At 62.8% G+C, this 19,992-nt stretch carries 20 protein-coding genes and 1 tRNA gene; 10 read left to right on the top strand and 11 right to left on the bottom strand.

Annotation, left to right across the window (positions count from 1 at the left end; genetic code table 11):
• Positions 1-125: 125 nt before the first annotated feature.
• The 3 genes from OEZ71_RS06425 to OEZ71_RS06435 all read left to right on the top strand — a co-directional run bounded on the left by OEZ71_RS06425 (position 126) and on the right by OEZ71_RS06435 (position 4,338).
• Positions 126-1,142 carry a formylglycine-generating enzyme family protein gene (locus OEZ71_RS06425; protein ID WP_263739131.1) on the top strand — a complete coding sequence of 339 codons (1,017 nt, stop codon included), beginning with the start codon at positions 126-128 and terminating at the stop codon, positions 1,140-1,142.
• A 188-nt stretch (positions 1,143-1,330) separates the two neighbouring features.
• The gene (pnp, locus tag OEZ71_RS06430) at positions 1,331-3,484 is read left to right on the top strand and encodes a polyribonucleotide nucleotidyltransferase (RefSeq protein WP_263739132.1); all 2,154 of its coding nucleotides are present in this window, start codon (positions 1,331-1,333) and stop codon (positions 3,482-3,484) included.
• A 125-nt stretch (positions 3,485-3,609) separates the two neighbouring features.
• Entirely contained in the window at positions 3,610-4,338 is a 729-nt protein-coding gene (locus tag OEZ71_RS06435) for an FkbM family methyltransferase (protein WP_263739133.1), read from the top strand.
• A 155-nt stretch (positions 4,339-4,493) separates the two neighbouring features.
• On the opposite strand, the gene argF is transcribed toward OEZ71_RS06435, so the two are convergent.
• Complete coding sequence (gene argF / locus OEZ71_RS06440) at positions 4,494-5,420, bottom strand: ornithine carbamoyltransferase (protein WP_263739134.1); 927 nt, start codon at positions 5,418-5,420, stop codon at positions 4,494-4,496.
• A 62-nt stretch (positions 5,421-5,482) separates the two neighbouring features.
• A complete protein-coding gene (locus OEZ71_RS06445; RefSeq protein ID WP_263739135.1) occupies positions 5,483-6,667 on the bottom strand; it encodes an aspartate aminotransferase family protein in 1,185 nt (394 codons plus the stop codon).
• A 260-nt stretch (positions 6,668-6,927) separates the two neighbouring features.
• Between OEZ71_RS06445 and OEZ71_RS06450 the strand changes: the two genes are divergently transcribed.
• The 4 genes from OEZ71_RS06450 (at position 6,928) to OEZ71_RS06465 (ending at position 10,347) form a co-directional block, all read left to right on the top strand.
• Complete coding sequence (locus tag OEZ71_RS06450) at positions 6,928-7,881, top strand: carbon-nitrogen hydrolase family protein (RefSeq protein WP_263739136.1); 954 nt, start codon at positions 6,928-6,930, stop codon at positions 7,879-7,881.
• Between the two features lie 113 nt (positions 7,882-7,994).
• On the top strand, positions 7,995-8,579 hold the full coding sequence (locus tag OEZ71_RS06455; RefSeq protein ID WP_263739137.1) for a GcrA family cell cycle regulator: 585 nt from the start codon (positions 7,995-7,997) through the stop codon (positions 8,577-8,579).
• An 80-nt stretch (positions 8,580-8,659) separates the two neighbouring features.
• Positions 8,660-9,589, top strand: coding sequence for an ABC transporter ATP-binding protein (locus OEZ71_RS06460; RefSeq protein ID WP_263739138.1), 930 nt, complete (start codon positions 8,660-8,662; stop codon positions 9,587-9,589).
• Positions 9,586-10,347, top strand: a complete 762-nt coding sequence (locus OEZ71_RS06465; protein ID WP_263739139.1) for an ABC transporter permease — start codon at positions 9,586-9,588, stop codon at positions 10,345-10,347. The genes OEZ71_RS06460 and OEZ71_RS06465 overlap by 4 nt, the downstream gene beginning before the upstream one ends.
• A 15-nt stretch (positions 10,348-10,362) precedes the next feature.
• Here OEZ71_RS06465 and OEZ71_RS06470 read toward each other — a convergent pair whose 3' ends face one another.
• The 9 genes from OEZ71_RS06470 to OEZ71_RS06510 form a co-directional block, all read right to left on the bottom strand.
• On the bottom strand, positions 10,363-11,244 hold the full coding sequence (locus OEZ71_RS06470) for an RDD family protein (protein WP_263739140.1): 882 nt from the start codon (positions 11,242-11,244) through the stop codon (positions 10,363-10,365).
• Positions 11,241-12,293: a stage II sporulation protein M gene (locus OEZ71_RS06475; protein WP_263739141.1), complete on the bottom strand. Its 1,053-nt coding sequence runs from the start codon at positions 12,291-12,293 to the stop codon at positions 11,241-11,243. The genes OEZ71_RS06470 and OEZ71_RS06475 overlap by 4 nt, the downstream gene beginning before the upstream one ends.
• On the bottom strand, positions 12,290-13,606 hold the full coding sequence (locus OEZ71_RS06480) for a DUF58 domain-containing protein (RefSeq protein ID WP_263739142.1): 1,317 nt from the start codon (positions 13,604-13,606) through the stop codon (positions 12,290-12,292). The genes OEZ71_RS06475 and OEZ71_RS06480 overlap by 4 nt, the downstream gene beginning before the upstream one ends.
• Positions 13,607-14,563: an AAA family ATPase gene (locus OEZ71_RS06485; protein ID WP_263739143.1), complete on the bottom strand. Its 957-nt coding sequence runs from the start codon at positions 14,561-14,563 to the stop codon at positions 13,607-13,609. It abuts the gene before it with no gap.
• On the bottom strand, positions 14,550-15,881 hold the full coding sequence (locus OEZ71_RS06490) for a hypothetical protein (protein WP_263739144.1): 1,332 nt from the start codon (positions 15,879-15,881) through the stop codon (positions 14,550-14,552). The genes OEZ71_RS06485 and OEZ71_RS06490 overlap by 14 nt, the downstream gene beginning before the upstream one ends.
• The gene (locus OEZ71_RS06495; protein WP_263739145.1) at positions 15,874-16,608 is read right to left on the bottom strand and encodes a hypothetical protein; all 735 of its coding nucleotides are present in this window, start codon (positions 16,606-16,608) and stop codon (positions 15,874-15,876) included. The genes OEZ71_RS06490 and OEZ71_RS06495 overlap by 8 nt, the downstream gene beginning before the upstream one ends.
• A gap of 25 nt (positions 16,609-16,633) precedes the next feature.
• Positions 16,634-17,083, bottom strand: a complete 450-nt coding sequence (locus tag OEZ71_RS06500) for a DUF805 domain-containing protein (protein WP_263739146.1) — start codon at positions 17,081-17,083, stop codon at positions 16,634-16,636.
• Between the two features lie 231 nt (positions 17,084-17,314).
• A tRNA-Arg gene (locus tag OEZ71_RS06505) sits at positions 17,315-17,391 on the bottom strand.
• A gap of 57 nt (positions 17,392-17,448) precedes the next feature.
• On the bottom strand, positions 17,449-18,882 hold the full coding sequence (locus tag OEZ71_RS06510; RefSeq protein WP_263739147.1) for a sensor histidine kinase: 1,434 nt from the start codon (positions 18,880-18,882) through the stop codon (positions 17,449-17,451).
• A gap of 286 nt (positions 18,883-19,168) precedes the next feature.
• On the opposite strand from OEZ71_RS06510, the gene rpmH reads away from it, so the two are divergent.
• The 3 genes from rpmH to yidD are packed head-to-tail and all read left to right on the top strand — an operon-like array spanning position 19,169 to position 19,987.
• Positions 19,169-19,303, top strand: coding sequence for a 50S ribosomal protein L34 (rpmH, locus tag OEZ71_RS06515; RefSeq protein ID WP_073061402.1), 135 nt, complete (start codon positions 19,169-19,171; stop codon positions 19,301-19,303).
• Between the two features lie 22 nt (positions 19,304-19,325).
• The gene (rnpA, locus tag OEZ71_RS06520; protein ID WP_263739148.1) at positions 19,326-19,748 is read left to right on the top strand and encodes a ribonuclease P protein component; all 423 of its coding nucleotides are present in this window, start codon (positions 19,326-19,328) and stop codon (positions 19,746-19,748) included.
• Positions 19,745-19,987: a membrane protein insertion efficiency factor YidD gene (gene yidD / locus OEZ71_RS06525; protein WP_263739149.1), complete on the top strand. Its 243-nt coding sequence runs from the start codon at positions 19,745-19,747 to the stop codon at positions 19,985-19,987. The genes rnpA and yidD overlap by 4 nt, the downstream gene beginning before the upstream one ends.
• The last annotated feature ends 5 nt before the right edge of the window (positions 19,988-19,992 follow it).

Here is a 19,992-nt window from a genome sequence, read left to right on the forward strand (position 1 = left end):
CTGCAAAGTGTCGGCAAAACGTATGGCAACGTGTCTGCCGGGGTCGCAGATATCGCGTCGGCTTGATCGGTCGCTCGTCCAGAAGGGCGCGGAGACGGCGATATGGTTTCGGAAAGGTCGTTTAGGTGAAGTTCACACTCCACGCCTTGGCCGCTTGGCTTCTGTTGGCTTTCGCCGCCTATGCCGCGCCGCTGGACATCTTCCGCGACTGCGAGGTCTGCCCGGAGATGATCGAACTGCCACTGGGCGAGTTTGTCATGGGCGCGCCCGATGATGAGTTCCGGCGGATCGTCTATTACCGGGATGGCGCCATCCGTATGGCGACAGAGGACAATCCCTACATCCCCGACAATGAAGGCCCGCAACACCGCGTCGTAGTCGACATCCCCATCGCCATGGGGCGTAACGAAGTGACCTATGCCGAATGGATGGCGTGCATCGAGGACGGTGGGTGCAATGGCTATGTCCCGGACAACCGGATTGGTCGCGTGGGAACGAAGGATGCGATCATCCGGTCACTGACCGACGTACGGTTCTCGCATCTTCCGTCGAGCAGCTCGATGCTTGACGCAATTGTCGAGGATCGGTTCCTGAAGATCGGCGGGAACTACCCGGTTCTGAGAGTGTCGTATTCAGATGCGCAAGCCTATGTCGCATGGCTGAACCGAAAGCTGGGTACCGATGCCTACAGGCTGCCGACCGAAGCGGAATGGGAATATGCAGCGCGTGCCGGTACGACAACGCGATTTGCCCAAGGGTTCGAGCCGAGCCCGGATCAGGTGAATACATCAGGTCAGGCGACCGAAATGGTATTGCACAAGGATCGGCCAGACCTGCGCAATCTCGGCTACCCGGTGCCGGTGAATGAAATGGACGCCACCAATCGCTGGGACTTGCGGCACATGTCCGGCAACGCAGGCGAGATAACGCTTTCCTGCTATACGATGCGTTACGAGGGTTGGTCGACTACGAGCGAATGGCTGGACAAGAGCTTCAGTGAAAGCTGTGAAGAACGTACGGCGCGTGGCGGCGGGTTTGGATCGCCCTTGGATGGCGCGCGCGCAGCCAGTCGGAGGGCGATCGGCCCAAAAATGGAGAGAAGCCAATATCGTGGCTTCCGGATTGTTAAGGAGTTGGACTAGCTGCCCAGCCCCAGCCCCAACCCGCCCCTTCCCAACCTCTCCGTTTTCCTGTATGGCCCCGCTCCATCTGTGACGTGAGCCCATGCCCCCGGGCGCATGCGAAGGATTGGGGGCGGCGGCAATGGGGCCGCTATGCAAAAAGGAGGACACGGGATACGCCCGTGCGTGCCTCCAAGAGGAAACGATATATGTTCAACGTGACAAAGAAATCCATCCAGTGGGGCCAGGAAGAGCTGACACTGGAAACGGGAAAGGTTGCCCGTCAGGCCGACGGTTCGGTCATCGCCACCCTTGGCGAGACATCCGTCATGGCCAACGTGACCTATGCCCGTCAACAGAAGCCGGGGCAGGACTTCTTCCCGCTGACCGTGCATTATCAGGAAAAGACCTATGCCGCTGGCAAGATCCCGGGCGGCTTTTTCAAGCGTGAAGGGCGTCCTTCGGAAAAGGAAACGCTGACCTCGCGCCTGATCGACCGTCCGATCCGTCCGCTTTTCGTCGATGGCTTCAAGAACGAAGTTCTGGTGATCTGCACGGTTCTTTCCCACGACCTCGTCAACGATCCCGACATCGTCGCGATGATCGCGGCCTCGGCGGCGCTGACCATCTCGGGCGTGCCCTTCATGGGCCCGATCGGCGCTGCGCGCGTCGGCTTCTCGAACGGCGAATATGTGCTGAACCCCGAAGTCAGCGACATGGACCAGTTGCGCATGAACCCCGAGCAACGGCTCGACCTCGTCGTCGCGGGCACCAAGGACGCGGTGATGATGGTGGAATCGGAGGCCTATGAGCTTTCCGAGGCCGAGATGCTGGGCGCCGTGAAGTTCGGCCATGAGGCGATGCAGCCGGTGATCGACCTGATCATCGCCTTCGCCGAGGCTTCGGCCAAGGAACCCTTCGACTTCACTCCGCCGGACTATTCCGAGCTTTACGGCAAGGTGAAATCGGCGGGAGAGACGCAGATGCGCGCGGCCTTCGCGATCCTCGACAAGCAGGAGCGCACCAACGCCATCGCCGCCGCCCGCGACGCCGTTAAGGCGACGCTCACGGAAGAGGAACTGGACGACGCCAATCTCGGCTCGGCCTTCAAGAAGCTGGAATCGTCGATCCTGCGCGGCGATGTCGTTGCCAACGGCAAGCGCATCGACGGCCGCGACACCAAGACGGTTCGCCCGATCGTGTCGGAAGTCGGCATCCTGCCGCGCACGCATGGTTCGGCGCTCTTCACCCGCGGCGAGACCCAGGGCCTCGTGATCACCACGCTCGGCACCGGCGAGGATGAGCAGATCATCGACGCGCTGCACGGCAATTTCCGCTCGAACTTCCTTCTGCACTACAACTTCCCGCCCTATTCGGTCGGCGAGGTTGGCCGTTTCGGTCCTCCGGGCCGTCGTGAGATCGGCCACGGGAAACTCGCGTGGCGCGCGCTTCAGGCGGTTCTGCCGGCGCCGACCGACTTCCCCTACACGATCCGCGTCGTGTCGGAGATCACGGAATCGAACGGCTCGTCGTCCATGGCCACGGTCTGCGGCTCGTCGCTGTCGATGATGGATGCGGGCGTACCCCTGAAGGCGCCGGTCGCCGGTGTCGCCATGGGCCTGATCCTGGAAGATGACGGCAAATACGCGGTCCTGACCGACATTCTTGGCGACGAGGATCACCTCGGCGACATGGACTTCAAGGTCGCGGGTACGGAAAACGGCATCACCTCGCTCCAGATGGACATCAAGGTAGCGGGCATCACGCCCGCGATCATGGAACAGGCGCTGGCGCAGGCGAAAGACGGTCGGATGCACATCCTCGGCGAGATGGCCAAGGCGCTGACCGAAGGCCGGAGCGAGTTCTCCGCCCATGCCCCGCGCATCGAGACGATGACCGTGCCCACCGACAAGATCCGCGAAGTGATCGGCTCGGGCGGTAAGGTCATCCGCGAGATCGTCGAAGTGTCGGGCGCCAAGGTCGATATCAACGACGACGGCGTGATCAAGATCGCGTCGGCCAATGCCGAGTCGATCAAGAAGGCCTACGACATGATCTACTCGATCGTGGCCGAGCCGGAAGAGGGCAAGATCTATACCGGCAAGGTCGTGAAGCTGGTCGATTTCGGCGCTTTCGTGAACTTCTTCGGCAAGCGCGACGGTCTGGTCCATGTGTCCCAGATCGCAAACAAGCGCCTGCAGCACCCGAACGAGGTGCTGAAAGAAGGTCAGGAAGTGAAGGTCAAGCTTCTCGGATTCGACGACCGCGGCAAGGTGCGCCTTGGCATGAAGATGGTCGATCAGGAAACCGGCGAAGAAATCGCGCCGGAGAAAAAGGAAAAGGCCGACGCGGATCAGGAGTGATCCCGTCCGAAAAAAATTGAGGGCCCGGAAACACTCCGGGCCCCTGCATTCGCGATGTGAGCACCCGTTCCATACCGAACTGAATTGCACTTCTTTGCGACGCACAGAACTTTAGGAATCGCGCCATGAAGGCCTTCAGACGCCGCGCTTATCTTTTCTTCCGCAAACTTCTGGGCCGAAATACGGAGGTGTTTGCACCCCACGGCGTCAATGTGCGCATTCCCGACGGAATTGACCCTGTTTTCAGCTACAAGCTGGCCCGGGGCCGCCCGTATGAGCAAAGCGAGGCCGACATGGTCCGGCGCTTTCTGGCCACAGACACCAATGTCATCGAACTCGGCGGCTGCATGGGAATTGTGTCGGCACTGATCCGCAGTGTGATCGGTCCAAAGGCGGTTCATATCGTGGTGGAGGCGGACCCGAAACTGCGTCCGATCTGCGAAGCCAATGCGAAGCAGGGAGCGGATGCTGGGAAAACCTGTATGGTTGGGGCAGCCATAGATTATTCCGGCGCGAATACTGTCATGTTTGCACCCGGCGAAAACGCCCACAATGGCCGCGTCGGTGCAGCGGCAGGTGGCATTGAGGTGCCGACTGCGCGGCTTTCCGATCTTGTAAAGGACCTGCCCGAAGGTCCGTTCGCACTGGTCTGCGACATAGAGGGCGCTGAACTGGCACTCATCGACTCGGAGCACGATCTCCTGTCACGTATGTCCTTGATTATCCTCGAAACCCATCCGCATGCGTATCCGAACGGAGATAAGGACCTCGATCGGATGTTCGCGTCGATCCGATCTTCGGGTATGGAAGTGGTGTCGAAAGAGCAAGACGTAGTGTGTTTCCGGCGCGTGTAAAAACAGGCGCGCTTTAACGCCGTATACAACGATGTGCGGTGCCGGAACTCACTGTCGCGACCTGTCCACCGGTTGCAATGCCGGTTCCGTGCATTCTGATCATTGCCCGCAGGTTCGGGATAGGGTGTCACGCCACCCTCGGCTGCACCGCCGTTTCAAACGCCGAGACAGTAGCGCAGGATCGCCTTTTGCGCATGAAGCCGGTTTTCGCTTTCGTCGAAGATCACCGAATGCGGGCCATCCATGACCTCGTTGGTGGCTTCTTCGTTCCGGTGCGCGGGCAGGCAGTGCATGAAGAGCGAATCCGGTTTCGCCTGTCCCATCATGTCGGCATTGACCTGATAGGGGCGCAGCTGGTTGTGCCGCCGTTCGCGCGCGCTTTCGGGGTCGTGCATCGAGACCCAGGTATCGGTGACGATGGCGTCGGCACCCTTCGCGGCTTCCAGCGGGTCGCGCACGATCTCCACCTTCGAACCGCGCTCGCGGGCGAAGGCCACGGCGCGGGGATCGGGGTCGAGCGTTTCGGGGCCGGTGAAGGTCAGGTCGAAGCCGAACTGGCCAGCCGCATGCAGCCAGCTTGAGCAGACATTGTTGCCGTCGCCCGACCAGACGAACTTGCGCCCGGCGATGGGGCCGCGATGTTCCTCATAGGTCACGATATCGGCCATGATCTGGCAGGGATGACTGGCATCCGTCAGCCCGTTGATCACCGGCACGGTCGCATGTTCGGCCATCTCCAGAAGCGTCGCCTCCTCAAAGGTGCGCAGCATGATCAGGTCGACGAAGCGTGAGAGGACGCGGGCAGTGTCGGCGATACTCTCGCCATGGCCGAGCTGCATTTCCTTGCCCGACAGCACCATCGTCTCTGCCCCCATCTGGCGGGCGCCGACATCGAAGGAAACGCGGGTCCGGGTCGAGGGCTTTTCGAAGATGAGCGCGATGAGCCGCCCGGAAAGCGGGGTTTCATCGTCGCGCATCCCCTTGGGGCGGTTGTTGCGGGCATCCTTCATCGCGCGGGCCTGGTCGATCATCGCCCGGAGGTCGGATTGCGTGGTCTTGTGGATATCGAGGAAATGGTTCATCGGCGTCGTCCTTTATACCGGGCACCGGGGGCTTCCTGCCCCCGGACCCCCGGGAGGTATTTTCAAACAGAAGAAGGTGCGGTTTCGAGTGCGGTCGCAGCGGCATCGAGGCGGCTGACGGCCTCGGCGATCTCTTCATCAGTGATGGTGAGCGGCGGCAGCAGGCGGAGCGCATTGTCGGCGGCCGGCACCGTCAGGATATGCTGGGCATAGCCCGCCTTGACGATATCGGCAGGTGCCGCCTTGCATTTAAGTCCGAGCATGAGGCCTTGGCCCCGGACGCCTTCGAAGATGTCGGGATGGGCTGAAACCAGCCCTTCGAGCTTCTGTCGCAGGAGGCCCGCCTTACGGTTGACCTCGGCGAGGAAAGCGGGGTCGGTGACGATCTCCATCACTTTCGCGCCCACGGCACAGGCCAGGGGGTTGCCGCCATAGGTGGACCCATGGGTGCCTGCGATCATGCCGGAGGCGGCGTTCTCGGTGGCCAGCACCGCGCCCAGCGGGAAGCCGCCGCCGATGCCCTTGGCGACCATCATGATATCGGGCGTGACGCCCGCCCATTCATGCGCGAAGAGCCGACCGGTGCGGGCGACACCGCATTGCACCTCGTCAAAGATCAGAAGCGCGCCGGTCTGATCGCAAAGCGCGCGCAGGAATTTCAGATCGGCGTCGGCCATCGGCCGGATGCCGCCCTCGCCCTGAATGGGCTCTACCATCACCGCGCAGGTCTTGTCGCTGATCGCCGCCTTCAGGGCGTCCATGTCGCCCCAGGGGAGTTGCCGGAAGCCGGGCATCAGGGGCCCGTAGCCCTTGACCATTTTCTCCGATCCGGCCGCCGCGATCGCGCCGGTCGAGCGGCCGTGGAACGCGCCTTCGAAGGCAAGGATCTCTTCGCGCGGCGCCCCCTTCTCATACCAGTATTTCCGCGCCATCTTGATCGCAAGCTCCGCCGCCTCGGTCCCGGAATTGGTGAAGAAGGCGGTATCTGCGAAGGTATTCTCGACCAGAAGGTCGGCGAGCCTCTGCTGTTCGGGGATCTGGTAGAGGTTCGAGACGTGCCAGAGCTTGCCCGCCTGTTCGGTGAGCGCCGCCACCAGATCGGGATTGGCATGGCCGAGCGCATTGACCGCGATCCCGGCGCCGAGGTCGAGATATCGCGACCCGTCGGCCTCGATCAGCCATGAGCCTTCGCCCTTCACGAAAGAAAGGGGAGCGCGGTTATAGGTGGGCAGGATCGACGGGATCATGGGTGAACTCCGTAAGGGAAGGCCAATGGGTGCCTCAGGGCGCGGGCCAAGTCAACGATATGGGGGATGTGGCGGGGCCACGGGAAGACGGACGTCAGGCGCGGATGCGGCGGCGTCGGGGACGGGCGAAAGGGCGGGTCCGGTGCGTCATGACGTGGCCAATAGCCGCGAATCCGGCCGATGTCCATTGCAACTTGGCCACGGGGGGCCAATCGGCGCGGTTTATGTTACGGTCCGGACAACAAGGGGAGGGGAAGTTCATGAAAGTCAGTCTGGTACAGGAACCGCCGGTCTATCTCGATCTGGAGCGCTCGATGGAGCGCGCCGTCGCTTTGATGGCGCAGGCAGCCAGTGAGGGATGCGAGATGATCGTCTTTCCCGAGGTCTGGTTCCCCGGCTACCCGACCTTTGTCTGGCGGCTCCTGCCGGGGCGCGGCATGGGTGTGACGGACGAGCTGTTCCGCCTGTCGCAGGCAAACTCGGTCGACCTGTCGCGCGACGGCCTGCGCCCGATCCGTGAGGCCGCGCGCGAACACGGCATGGTGGCGGTGGTCGGCCATCAGGAGATCGACGGGCGCTTTAGCGGCAGCACGCTTTTCAACAGCTGTGCCATCATCGACGCCGATGGCGAGATCCTCAACAACCACCGCAAGCTGATGCCAACCAATCCCGAGCGCATGGTCTGGGGCACCGGCGACGGCCAGGGGTTGCGCGTGGTCGAAACTGCGGTTGGACGGGTCGGCACGCTGATCTGCTGGGAGAACTACATGCCGCTCGCGCGGTTCGCGCTCTATGCCCAGAACATCGACATCTACGTCGCGCCGACATGGGACAGCGGGCCGACCTGGCTTGCCACCATGCAGCACATCGCGCGGGAAGGCGGTGTCTGGGTGCTGGGCTGCGCCACCGCACTTGAGGCGTCCGATATCCCCGACACCCTGCCCCACCGGGATGCGGTCTTTCCCGATCCGAAGGAATGGATCAATCCGGGGGACGCCGTGGTCTACCAGCCGTTCGGTGGCGTCGCAGCGGGCCCGATGCATGCCGAGAAGGGGCTTTTGTCGGTTGACATCGACGTCGCGGCTGCAAAGGCGTCGCGAAGGAAATTTGACGTCGCCGGCCACTATGCCCGCCCTGACATCTTCAACCTGTCGGTCAACCGCGCGCCGCAACCGCCTGCGACCTTCAGCCCGGACGAGACAGCACGGGCTTGATTCTCGCGCCCCTCGCTTGTATCTCGGCACGTCCCGACTAAAATGGGACGAGTGCCATTCACGACCCGCCCGGCCACTGCCGCCAATGGGGGTCACCAAGCCGAGGATCGAATATGTCCTGGACCGACGAACGCGTCGAGACCCTGAAGAAGATGTGGACCGAGGGCCAGTCGGCCAGCCAGATCGCCAAGGAACTGGGCGGCGTGACCCGCAATGCGGTGATCGGCAAGGTGCACCGCCTCGGCCTGTCGAACCGTGCAGGTGGAGCGCCGGAACCGGCAAAGGCCAAGGCGGCAGACCCGGCGCCCAAGGCCGAACCGCGCGCAGCGGCCCCGAAGCCAGCGCCTGCCAAGGCCGAGGCAAAACCCGCGCCGCGTCCCGAACCGGCCCAGACCGCCCCGTCGTCCACGCCCGCGCGCAAGCCGATCATCCCGGCCGGTCAGCCGCTGCCGCCGCAACCCTCGGCCGGCGAGATCAGCCCCGAGGCGCTGGCCTCTGTCCGCGAGGTAGAGAAGAAGGCGCGCAAAATTTCCCTCATGGAACTCACCGAGCGGACCTGCAAATGGCCGATCGGCGACCCGGCGACCGAGGATTTTTGGTTCTGCGGCCTCGCCTCGCAGCCCGGCAAACCCTATTGCGAGGCCCATGTCGGCGTCGCCTTTCAGCCGATGAGCGCCCGTCGCGACCGCCGGCGGTGAACCTGTCGGGAGGCGGCAGGATGCCGCTTCCCTTCCTGCCCGTCCGCGCATAGCCTCGCCTCCGCGAAGAGGAGGCCCCCATGCAGCCGATCATCGAGGTCCGCGACCTTTCCAAGACCTATGCCAGCGGCACGGTCGCGCTGACGGATGTCACGCTCGACATCCATCAGGGTGAGATCCTTGCCCTTCTGGGGCCGAACGGCGCGGGCAAGACCACCTTCATCTCGATCACCTGCGGGCTGGTGACGCCCACGGGCGGGACCGTCCGGGTCGGCGGCCATGACGTGGTGCGCGATTACAGGGCGGCGCGGTCGCTGATCGGGCTCGTGCCGCAGGAAATCTCCGTCGAGATGTTCGAGACGGTGATCAACACCGTCCGCTTCAGCCGCGGCCTTTACGGCAAGGCGCCGGATGATGCCTATCTGGAAGGCGTGCTGAAATCGCTGGCGCTTTATGACAAGCGGGACGCCAAACTGATGGAACTGTCGGGCGGCATGAAGCGGCGGGTGCTGATCGCCAAGGCCCTGTCGCACGGGCCGAAGGTTCTGTTCCTCGATGAACCGACCGCCGGTGTCGATGTGAACCTGCGCCGCGAGATGTGGGGCGTCGTCCGGCGTCTGCGCGAGGAAGGCGTGACGGTGATCCTGACCACCCATTATCTGGAAGAGGCCGAGGAGATGGCCGACCGGGTCGGAGTCATTGACAGGGGGCGGCTGATGCTCGTGCGGGATAAGGCCGAACTGATGCATGAGTTTGGCCGCAAGCGACTGACGGTTGAGCTGACCGAGGCGATGGCGGCCCTGCCCGCTGATTTGGCGGGCGACGGGGTGACGTTGTCGGCGGACGGGATGCATGTGAGCTATGACTACGACGCCCGCGCCGACCGGTCGGGCATTGCCCGGCTTCTGGCGGGGTTCGCCGCCGAGGGGATCGCGGTGCGTGACCTCTCGACCGAGCAATCCTCGCTTGAGGATGTGTTCCTGCGGCTGGTGGAGGAGGAACGGGCATGAACTGGCAGGCGATACGCACGATCTTCAACCATGAAATGGCGCGGTTCTGGCGGACGCCTTGGGAATCGCTCGCGTCGCCGGTCGTTTCGACAGTGCTTTACTTCGTCGTCTTTGGCGCGGCGATTGGGGGGCGCATCCAGTCGGTCGAGGGGATCAGCTACGGCGCCTTCATCGTGCCGGGGCTGATCATGCTGACGGTGTTGCAGCAGTCGATCTCCAATGCCTCGTCCGGCATCTTCTTTCCGAAGTTTATCGGGACCATGTACGAAATTCTTGCCGCGCCGGTATCCTTCTTCGAGATCGTGCTGGGCTATGTCGGGGCCGCCGCACTGAAATCGACGATTATCGCTGCGGTCATCTATCTGACGGCCCTCTTCTTCGTCGACCTGCCTATGCTGCATCCGTTCTGGGCTCTCGGTTTCCTGATCCTGACCGCCTTCAGCTTCTCGCTCTTCGGGTTCCTTATTGGCATCTGGGCGAAGGACTGGCAGCAATTGCAATTCATCCCGCTGATGGTGATCACGCCTTTGGTGTTCCTTGGCGGCGCGTTCTATTCAGCCTCGATGCTGCCGCCCTTCTGGGAAGGCGTCGCGAAACTGAACCCGGTCCTCTACCTCGTCTCGGGCTTCCGCTGGTCGTTCTTCGGGCAGGCCGACGTGCCGGTCGCCGCGTCGCTCATCGCGGTGGCGATTTTCCTTTGCCTCGGGCTTGGTGCGGTGTGGTTCATCTTCCGCACCGGCTGGCGGTTGCGCAGCTAGGCAGGCTGACGCGAATTACCGGGAGGGCTTTGCGGCCCCCGCTGCCTTGGCCTTTTCGTGGAACTTGTCTTCGCGCGCATCCCCGAAGAGTTGTCGGCTTTCCAGATACTGACGTTGCTGACGGTAGAAATCCGACAGGAATTCCCAATCATCGTGGTTTGCCACCGTCTCGTCGAACCCGATCTTGCGGCGGATCGTGCGCGCGACTTCCGCCACACGGGACCTTGCCTCGGCCGTTCTAGGCTTCTCGCGCAGGATCTCTTCCAGAACCTGCAACTCGAACCGGCCGTAAATTTCCAATTGCGCGGTATCGAGGATAAATCCCGTCTCATTCACGCGGGTCTGGACCGCAAGATCGGGCATCAGAACGGAACGCGGTTGATCCACAACCAGCGTGCCCGCGATCATGTCGCCAAGCCGCTGTCGGCGCTTGTTGAACACCGGCACCGCGAGGACCAGCATGACCCAGGCGAACATCGCAAGCCCGACCCAGCCGTCTTCGATCGTTCCGGACATCAGCGTGGTCAGGGGCATGAACACCTCGACCTCTTTCATCAGGTTGCGGGCGACGATCTGATGCGGTGTGAGCCGCCCGCCATCACCGCTTATGACCCGTATCCCGACGATCCTTTTGCCCAAGGTCCGCCCGTTCCAGACGAGTTCCGAGAAGATGTAATAGGGAATCCGGATGAAGAAGATGACCAGCAGGAACAGGGTGGCGATGATGGACCAGTCAAAGACGCCGACCCAGATGAGCGCGAAGAAAAGCGCCAGCAACCCGCCGAAGGTGATCACGATATCCAGCAATTGCGCACCGAAGCGCGCGCCGCCGGATGAAATAAGGAAGGTGATCGGCACACCTTCCGGCGGCAGGATATCGGCGGTCCTGTCTTTCATCGAAGGTCCGCCTCTGGTTCTTGCGCCGATGTCGAGCTAGGTTCGCGCCCGGCAAGGGCCAGCCACGCCAGCCATGCCAGACCCAGCCCCCATCCGATCAGCAGACGTGGGCCGATGCCCTGAACAAGCTGGCGCAGGAACCCTTCAACAAAGGCCGCAACGATCAGCATGAGGCCGGCCAGAATGATCAGCTTCACCGCGTCGTGCCCCGCCTCGCGCAAAGCGGCGCCGCGCGTCCGGTTGCCCGGCAAGAGCACCGCCAGCCCAAGCTGCGCACCGCCCGCGCAGGCGACACAGATCGCCGACAACTCGGTCACGCCATGGATCGACAGCCACGCGAAGAGGTCAAGCGCCAGCCCCGCCTCGGCGAACATCGCAAAAAACGCCCCGAGGAGAAGGCCGTTGTAGAACGTCAGCACGAAACTCGGCAGCGTGGCAAAGACCCCGAGCGCGAAGATGAAGATCGCGATGCCGGTGTTGTGCGAAAACAGGAACGAGGCGAATACGCCAAGTGATTCACCATCCCGGCCGCCGGTTTCATAAAGCGTTTCCCGCAGATAACTGACGGACGCGCCCGGCACCCTGCCATCGGACATCTCCGGCGGGACGAAGGTAAAGAACCAGCCGGGGTCCTGAAAATAAAGCAGGTATCCGACGACAGCGCCAAGGAACATTGCGATGAAACCTACGGCGAGCGGCAGGGCCGAACGCCGAACGGCGCGGGGAATGCCGTGTGAAAACAGCCGGGCCACTGCCCCACGGATGCTTTCCTGCGGTGCGTAGACGACCAGATAGGCGCGCGCGCAAAGCGCTTCGAGATAGGCCAGAAGCGCCTTGTCCATCGAGATCGACCGCGCCACGCTGAGTGAGTTCATCGCCTGCCGGTAGAGGCTGGCAAGGCTCTGCGCCTCTTCGTAACTCAGCGCGACAGTGCCCGACTTTTCGGTGCGGGTGATCAGCCGGTCAAGCTCGACCCAGCCCGCCTCGCGCTCGGCGCGGAAGCGGGACGACCGGATGAGGTCAACCTGATCTGCGACCCTGCCCGTCATATGAGTTCCTGCGATTTGATGTCGATGTAGCGCGAGATAAGACCGGCGGTCAGCTTGTCGGGCGTCGTGTCAAGACACAGGACCCCGAGACGGCGCAGCCGGTCGAGAACGTGGCGACGTTCGAACAGCATCTGCCGGGCCGAAATCGCATTGGCCACCGCGGTCATCGCTACATCATCGGGTTGGGCGAAGGCCTCAAGCTCCGGGTCCTGAAGCGCAACATAGAGGATCAGGTGGTGGCGCGTCATCACCGCGAGGTTCTCGATCAGCAATTCCGCCGTCACGCTGTCGACGAAATCCGAAAAGATGACGACGAGCGAGCGGCGGTCGAGATGGCTGTTCAACTGGGTCAGGCCCAGCGTGTGGTTGGTTTCGGCGCTTTCCTGTTTCAGGGCGGCGCTGTGCTTCTGAATCTGACCGAAGGCGCGGCGTCCGGGGCGGGGCGGCAGGAAGCTCTGCGGACAGCTGGCGAAGCTGAAGAAGCCGACATTGTCGCCGCCAAGTCCGCCCGCCCAAGTCAGCGCCAGCGCCGCATTGATCGCATGGTCGAGCTTGGAGAGCTTGCCGATCCGTTCGCCCATGAGATGGCCGCAATCCAGTCCGATGACGATCTGATGGTTGCGCTCGGCCCGTGTTTCGCGGGCGACGAGGCCGCGCAGCCGCGCCGAGCGTTTCCAGTCGATATTGCGCGGGTCCATGCCTTGCTGGAAATCCCGCAACTGGTGAAACTCGGACCCTTCGCCGCGCAGGTTCATGTCCTTCAAACCATCCAGCAGCGGCAGCATCCGGGTCTGGATCTCGCCACTATGTACGGGGGCCACGTCAGGAACGATGTCGACCTTAAGGGCCAGCGGCCAGCGCGGCAGAATGTCGAAAAGGCCGAAGCGGGACGCAAAGCGCATCGAAAGCCGATGCAACGCCGCCTCGCCCCGTTCCACGAGGTCAAGTGGAACCTTTACCCCAACAGCCCGGCTGTCCGCCTCCGGCTCGACCGCAAACACCGCTTCGCCGGTCGCGATACCGGGGTCATGCGTGAGCCGCAGATCGAAGCGTTGCGGCAAGGTCCCGCGCCGGGAGGCGATATCGAGCGAGAGTGCGGCCGTCTTGCCGACAAAACCTGTTTCCGCCAGATCGGCCTCGACGGCGAAGCCTTTCGCGGACGGCGACAAAGCCAGATCGGCAAGCGCCAGAAGGACCGCCGCGCCCCAGAGGATGGATGCAGCGATGCCACCATCCTGACGGATAAGCCCGATCAGAACGGTCAGCGCGGCCAGTATCAGGACCAGCGCGACAAGGCGGCGGGACGGTCGCATCTAGCGCGGCGCGTCGGTGCGGCTGAGGATCGTGGTCAGCACGTCGTCCGAGGTCCGGCCCTCGATCTCGGCCGTCGGGCCAAGCACCAGACGATGCCGAAGCGCCGGGATCAGCAAAGCCTGCACGTCGTCCGGGATCGCATAATCCCGCCCGTCAAGCGCGGCCTTGGCCCGCACCGCCCCGGCAATCGCGTTGGCCGCCCGGGTGGAGGCGCCGTGCTGGATCTCGCCATCCTGCCGCGTCGCGCGGACCAGATCGACGATGTAACTCAGGATGGTTTCGTCGAGGCGGATCGAATCGACCAGCGCATGGCCCGCGCGCAATTTAGCCCGCGTCATGACCTTGCGCAGTTCCTTGCGGCCGCTGTCGGCATCCAGCGGCAGACCCGCGCTGCGCTTCAGGATGTCGATCTCCGCCTGCCGGTCGGAAAAATCCACCAGGAGTTTGAACAGGAACCGGTCGAGCTGCGCCTCGGGCAGCGGATAGGTGCCGTGCTGTTCGATCGGGTTTTGCGTCGCGATCACGAAGAAATCGGCGCCAAGCGGATGGGTGGTGCCGTCGATCGTCACCTCACGTTCGTTCATCGCCTGCAAAAGTGCCGCCTGCGTTTTCGGCGGGGCGCGGTTGATTTCGTCGGCCAGAAGGATGTCGGTAAAGACCGGACCCTTGGTCAGGCGAAACTCATTGGTTTCGAAATTGAAGAGGTTCACCCCCAGCACATCGCCGGGCATCAGGTCGGGCGTGAACTGCACGCGCCCGAAATCGAGGTCGACAACCTGAGCAAGGCACCGCGCCAGAAGCGTCTTGGCGGTCCCCGGCGGTCCTTCCAGCAGGCAGTGGCCACGGGCGAAGACCGAAACAAGCAGCATGTCGATCAGCGGTCTCTGGCCCTGAACGACACTGCCGATTTCGCCGCGTATGTCGTCGGCGAGCGATTGGAATTCAGACAGGTCCATGGATGGTCACCACTCTTTTCAGAAGGGAATGATAATGGGCGAGATTTCGGTGTAGCTGCGCCTCGGGCATTGAGGCCGCGTTTTGTATCAGATCATCCGCCAATGCGCCGAAGTCGCGCGCGAGATCGGGGTCGCGCCGGGCGATAAAGGTCAGGAAGCGGCGTTCGACATCCTGCATTGGCTGACCGCCAAAACTGCGCATCGCAAGGTCGTTCAACTGGGTGCGGACAAAATCCGCCACCATGCGCCCATCGCTGCCCGACAACCGCAAGAGGCGCGCCTTGGCGGTGATCGCGGCACGTTTCGATCGTTCGACCGCGAAGCGTTCGCCGGTATCCAGTGGACCGAACCGCACCGCTCCGCGCCAGAAGAGAACTGCCAGCACCATCAGCAACGCCGCCCAGAAGACGGTGAACGGATAGTCGAAGAATCGCGCGAATTCCTCATAGCCGCGGGAATAATCCTGCCGCTCTTCTTCGCGTTCGATTGTGGTCAGAAGGTCCGGGCTGTTGTCGATGTAGACCGGCAGGTCTCCGCTCCCGCGAAGCCGGTCGAGCAAGGCCGGCACGAAAGCGGCGTTATCGGCGACCCCCAGCCCGTGATTGTTCATCAGATCCGGGTCGGCGACGAAATAGACCGGAAACCCGACCTCGTCCTGATCGCAGGCCATGACCAGCACTCCGCCCGCGAAAGCCAGTTCCGAGCGGCAATGGTCTGGCAGGATGCTGGCAACGAAGGTCTGCGCGTGGAACAGGGCAATGGTCTGGCCCGGTTCCACTTCGACTTCGGCGAACTCTGGACCGCCACGATGCAGACCCGCGCGTTCCAGCCCGATCTGATTCTTGAGCTTGTAGAGGTCGCCAAGTGGGATCAGGGACTGGTCGTGGGCAATACCGGTCTCGACCATCGCACCGCGCCATTTCGGCAAAAGGACGACCGTCGGTATCTCAGTGATCTTGGTCGTGAAATTGTCCAGATCGATGTCACGCAGCGTTGTGCTGTTCATTCGGTCTTCGAGTGTCTCAGGCGGACCTTCCTCATATCCAAGATCGATGTCGAAAAGCGGCAGGACGCGAAGACCGAGATCCTCGACCCGGGGGTGCAGTCGTGGGTGGGACACGCGTGCTGGCAATTCCGCCTGTCGCAGCCAGGGACCGATTGCCCTGAGCCCGATCGGAGACCGGTCAAGCGCCCGGTCGGCGACACCGGAACCGAACAACGTCAACAAAGCGACACCAGCGATCAGAAGACCGATCACGAAGATGACCGTGGCGCGCGACTCCTTGTCCCGGCCAACATATCGCGACGGATCAGACATGGCTCGCGGCCCTCACCTTTCCGGCATCTAGAATGGCACGCCCGGCCGACAGGGCATTCTGAAACGCATCCTCCGCAACCGGACGTCCACCGTAATGTGCCAACTCGGTTCGACGCAGAATTGTCTCAAGTCCGCCATGGTGCGACCAGTGGTCTGGCAGCCTGCGAAAGGCGCGCCGCTCGGTATCGGAACGCGCAAACCGGGTGCCGGTGGCCGTAGCCGCCGCCAGCAGGCAATGACGCAGCAGAAAAACGAGCGCAGCACCCCGGTCCGGCATCGCGGCCAGTCGGTCGAGAAGATCCTGAGTGGTACCCAGATTGTCACGCGGTCCGATATTCCAGCTCTCCGGGGCTTCCTGACGCCGTGCATCTTCAGAAGGCGCTCGGTCCAGCAACACGCCGGAACCGCCGAACTTGAGCCAGAGCAGAAGTGCAGTCGCCAAAACGACGACCACAAGGAACACACCGAACCCGCCGAGATTCAGATCGATAGTTCCGGGACCGACCGGCACCCGACTGGTCCTCGCCTTTCCGGTCGCCAGTCGGCCGACCAGCTTGCTGACATAATCGGCCGTGCTCTGCGCGCCATTCCGCGCCGCGGTTTCGCTGTATGCGGGCCAATTCTCGCCGCGCGGAGCGGCGACGCGTTCGACGACAGAATAGTCGGGACCCTGAACCTGAGCAGTGACGGCGCTGGCCGACATGACCAGCGCCACCAGAATGCTCAATAGCCTGATGCAGCGCAACAGTCGGTCAGGCGAAGACTTCCGCACCGTTCTGAACCCTCAGCGGGTCAGGCCCGAACCGGTTGTCGCCATCGGTACCTTTCAGCACCGTTATGACCAGGCTGGCGATGCTGACCAGAAAGCCGACATAGGGAATGTTGCTCAGGATGAACACCGCCAGAACCCACCAGCCGGACAGGTTCCGGTCGTGGAACCGACGGACCATGACGGCGATGGACGGGATGTAAAGGCCGATGAACACGATCAGCGCGATACCACCGACAATGTAGTTCATCGTCGTGAATTCGAGCGTTTCGACTGCATCAAATCCGCCGAGGCCAAAGAACGCCGCAGCCAGCACCATCCACACGAGGAACATGAACAGCGTGTAGTACCAATATTCGGACCGCGACGCGCGGCCTTTGAAAGTAAAGTATTTTTCCCGCAGGCAGGTCCGAATTGCTTCCGTAAATCCCATAATGATGACTCCTTCCGTTCAATCTTTCGTTGCATCTAGGCAAAGAGATTCTGGCCATTCCATGGCATTCAGTTCACTGGTCGAAGTGGCGATCAGTTTGTTGCAAGAATATCCTACCGACCACCGGTGCACTTGCCGGATCACGGGAACTGCGCTGGATCCGCAAGGACCAATGCGGCGGCGGACCATAACGTCGACGCTCGGCAATCGGATTTTGTTCATGGGAGGAAATGGCGCACCCGAAGAGATTCGAACTCCTGACCCCCAGATTCGTAGTCTGGTGCTCTATCCAGCTGAGCTACGGGTGCGTGCGGTGGCATTTAGCGACCCCGGCGGGGCATTGCAAGGGCAAAACCGGCGAAGGGTCACGCTTCCGTCGCTGCGACTATCCGGGTGGCGGGCGCCGCGAGGCCGAGCACTAGGTCTCGCGGCAGATGGATGACGAATTCTGTTCCCTCCGCGTCGGATCTTAGGAGTTCCAGCCGCCCGCCATGGCCGCGGATGAGTTCGGCCGAAATGGCAAGGCCAAGTCCCGTCCCGCCCTTGCGGAATCCTCCCTGAAACGGCTGAAACAGGTGTTCCCGCGCCCGTTCCGGCAGGCCGGGGCCCGTATCGCCGACCCGCAGCCACCAGCCTTCTTCCTCTTCGCCGGCGCTGATCTCAATCGTTCCCGGCGCGCGTGTCGCCTCGATTGCCTGACGGGCATTGCGCACGAGATTGGTCAGCACGCGGTAAAGCTGTTCGTGATCGGCCCGAACCGCGAGGGTTTGCGGAACGTCAGTCACGAACTCGACGTCGTTCTCACCGGCTGCAAGCTTTTCGCTTTCAACCACATCGCGGATAAGTGTCGACACCATGAAGCGCGTGAGCGTGGGCGCCGGCTCCTCGGCCTTGCCAAAGGCGAGGGTGGATTCGCAGAGCCCGACGGCCCGGCTGATCGAATTCACCAGTTTCGGCGCGGCGCGCTTGACCATCGGGTCGTCGCTCGTCTCCATCCGGTCGGCGAAGAGTTGGGCAGAGGTCAGGATGTTGCGCAGGTCGTGACTGACCTTGGCCACGGCGCCGCCAAGCTGGGCCAGCCTGTCCTTCTGCCTGAGCGCCCCGGTCAACTGGTGCTGCATGCTTTGCAGGGCCTCTTCGGCCTCGCGCAGTTCAACCACCTTAGACTGCGGCTCGATCACCCGGCGGGCGTCCTCAGGCGCCTCGGCATAGACCGACATGTGATTAACCACGCGCCGGATCGGCGTGACCAGCAACCGCCGCACCGCGAGAAACAAGAGCGCCGCTGTCACCGCCGAGATCAGCGCCGAGAGGCCGAGAATGCGCAAACCGTAATCGATCATGGCAGACCGCAGCGGCCCGGTGTCCATCGTTGCCTCGATCAGGAGGCCCGCCTGCCGCACCGGCGCACCGATTACCCGGATCACCCGGTTCTGCGGGTCCGCAAGGCAGGCCACCGCATCGCGGATCAGTTCCCATGCCGGGGCGTCGCGCAGATCGAAACTCTGCTCGATCGGCGCGGGAATCGGCGATGAGAGGACAAGCTGGCGCACTTCGTCCCGGCGCAGGACAACGTTGAAGACCTCGGCATTTGCCAGAAGTTCCTGTTCGAGATTCTGGTCGATCATGCCATCGGTAGCCAGAAGCGCCAGCGAGGCGATCTGCGCCCGCTCCAGCCGCGACATGATGTAGTCTTCACGGAACCGCGCGACAGACGGAACGAAGATAAGGATCTCGGCCAGCATTACGAACGCAGCCGTCAAGAGCAGGAAGCGACCGGACAGCGTATTGAACAGCATGGCTGGTTTCGTTCCCCTGATCTGCCGAACTGGGCCGTGCCCTGATTGAAATCCACTTGAGGCTTGCGGTCCCTACAAGAATAGGCATTCGTTGCAGAGGATTAAACCTCTGTCACTTCGGAACTTGGTCCGGGCCACTGAAACGGCCTGCCAAGGTGCCGCGCAGGCAAAAAAACCTTCCGTGCGAGTTGACTTGCCACCATCGCCCGTCTAATAGCCGGGCTTCGAATGATACCGGCCTTCGAATCCCGTCCGGGCTTTGGGCCACCGTACCGGAGTTGCAGCGATGAAGCGCACATTTCAACCGTCGAACCTCGTCCGCGCCCGTCGGCACGGTTTCCGTGCGCGCATGGCCACCAAGGGCGGCCGCAGGGTGCTGAACGCCCGCCGCGCGAAGGGCCGCAAGGTTCTCTCGGCCTGAGGCCAGACGGAAAGTCAAAGACATGACACCGCCGGAGGCACCCGTGCAAGGCCAGATGGGCCGGGGCACGGAGACGCCACCGGCGGTTTCCGTTTCTCTGGCGGTCCTGTCGAAACGTTCCGATTTCCTGAAAGCCGCCCAAGCCCGGCGGCGCGGCACGCCCGGTTTCCTCTTGCAGGCGCGTGAACGCAATGCCGACGAGGTGGACGCGGGGCTTATCCGCATCGGCTTTACCTGTTCCAAGAAAGTTGGCAACGCCGTCGCCCGCAACCGCGCCAAGCGGCGCCTGCGCGAGATCGCCCGGCTGATCCTGCCCACTGGGGGTCGTCCCGGCTGGGACTATGTTCTGATCGGCAGGCCCGAAGTGACCGCCACCCGCGATTTCGCCGAGATGCACCGCGATCTGAAACGCGCTCTTGCGCATATTCACGGGTCGGCGGAGTGAGTCCCCTCGCCCACCTCTTCGCGCTCCCGGTGCGCGCCTATCGGCTGGTCTTCAGCCCCTGGGTCGGGCATTCCTGCAGATATCAGCCGACCTGTTCCGTCTACGCACTGGACGCGCTGGAGCAGCACGGCGCGCTTAAGGGCGGCTGGCTTGCCGCCCGCCGCATCGCCCGTTGCCATCCCTGGGGTGGATCGGGATACGATCCCGTGCCCGGTACTGATGGTCATGGAACAGAATGACAGGT

It is taken from the genome of Albidovulum litorale (genome assembly GCF_025751495.1).
Classification (GTDB): Bacteria; Pseudomonadota; Alphaproteobacteria; order Rhodobacterales; family Rhodobacteraceae; genus Albidovulum; species Albidovulum litorale.

What these genes read in the sequence shown, in the direction of transcription:
- OEZ71_RS06475 (WP_263739141.1), bottom strand. Translation starts at nt 12,293, where the DNA reads ATGACGGGCAGGGTCGCAGATCAGGTTGACCTCATCCGGTCGTCCCGC.
- OEZ71_RS06500 (WP_263739146.1), bottom strand. Translation starts at nt 17,083, where the DNA reads ATGGGATTTACGGAAGCAATTCGGACCTGCCTGCGGGAAAAATACTTT.
- argF (WP_263739134.1), bottom strand. Translation starts at nt 5,420, where the DNA reads ATGAACCATTTCCTCGATATCCACAAGACCACGCAATCCGACCTCCGG.
- OEZ71_RS06455 (WP_263739137.1), top strand. Translation starts at nt 7,995, where the DNA reads ATGTCCTGGACCGACGAACGCGTCGAGACCCTGAAGAAGATGTGGACC.
- rnpA (WP_263739148.1), top strand. Translation starts at nt 19,326, where the DNA reads ATGACACCGCCGGAGGCACCCGTGCAAGGCCAGATGGGCCGGGGCACG.
- OEZ71_RS06470 (WP_263739140.1), bottom strand. Translation starts at nt 11,244, where the DNA reads ATGAAAGACAGGACCGCCGATATCCTGCCGCCGGAAGGTGTGCCGATC.
- OEZ71_RS06450 (WP_263739136.1), top strand. Translation starts at nt 6,928, where the DNA reads ATGAAAGTCAGTCTGGTACAGGAACCGCCGGTCTATCTCGATCTGGAG.
- OEZ71_RS06510 (WP_263739147.1), bottom strand. Translation starts at nt 18,882, where the DNA reads ATGCTGTTCAATACGCTGTCCGGTCGCTTCCTGCTCTTGACGGCTGCG.
- OEZ71_RS06485 (WP_263739143.1), bottom strand. Translation starts at nt 14,563, where the DNA reads ATGGACCTGTCTGAATTCCAATCGCTCGCCGACGACATACGCGGCGAA.
- OEZ71_RS06480 (WP_263739142.1), bottom strand. Translation starts at nt 13,606, where the DNA reads ATGCGACCGTCCCGCCGCCTTGTCGCGCTGGTCCTGATACTGGCCGCG.
- OEZ71_RS06460 (WP_263739138.1), top strand. Translation starts at nt 8,660, where the DNA reads ATGCAGCCGATCATCGAGGTCCGCGACCTTTCCAAGACCTATGCCAGC.
- OEZ71_RS06445 (WP_263739135.1), bottom strand. Translation starts at nt 6,667, where the DNA reads ATGATCCCGTCGATCCTGCCCACCTATAACCGCGCTCCCCTTTCTTTC.
- OEZ71_RS06435 (WP_263739133.1), top strand. Translation starts at nt 3,610, where the DNA reads ATGAAGGCCTTCAGACGCCGCGCTTATCTTTTCTTCCGCAAACTTCTG.
- rpmH (WP_073061402.1), top strand. Translation starts at nt 19,169, where the DNA reads ATGAAGCGCACATTTCAACCGTCGAACCTCGTCCGCGCCCGTCGGCAC.
- OEZ71_RS06465 (WP_263739139.1), top strand. Translation starts at nt 9,586, where the DNA reads ATGAACTGGCAGGCGATACGCACGATCTTCAACCATGAAATGGCGCGG.
- OEZ71_RS06490 (WP_263739144.1), bottom strand. Translation starts at nt 15,881, where the DNA reads ATGTCTGATCCGTCGCGATATGTTGGCCGGGACAAGGAGTCGCGCGCC.
- pnp (WP_263739132.1), top strand. Translation starts at nt 1,331, where the DNA reads ATGTTCAACGTGACAAAGAAATCCATCCAGTGGGGCCAGGAAGAGCTG.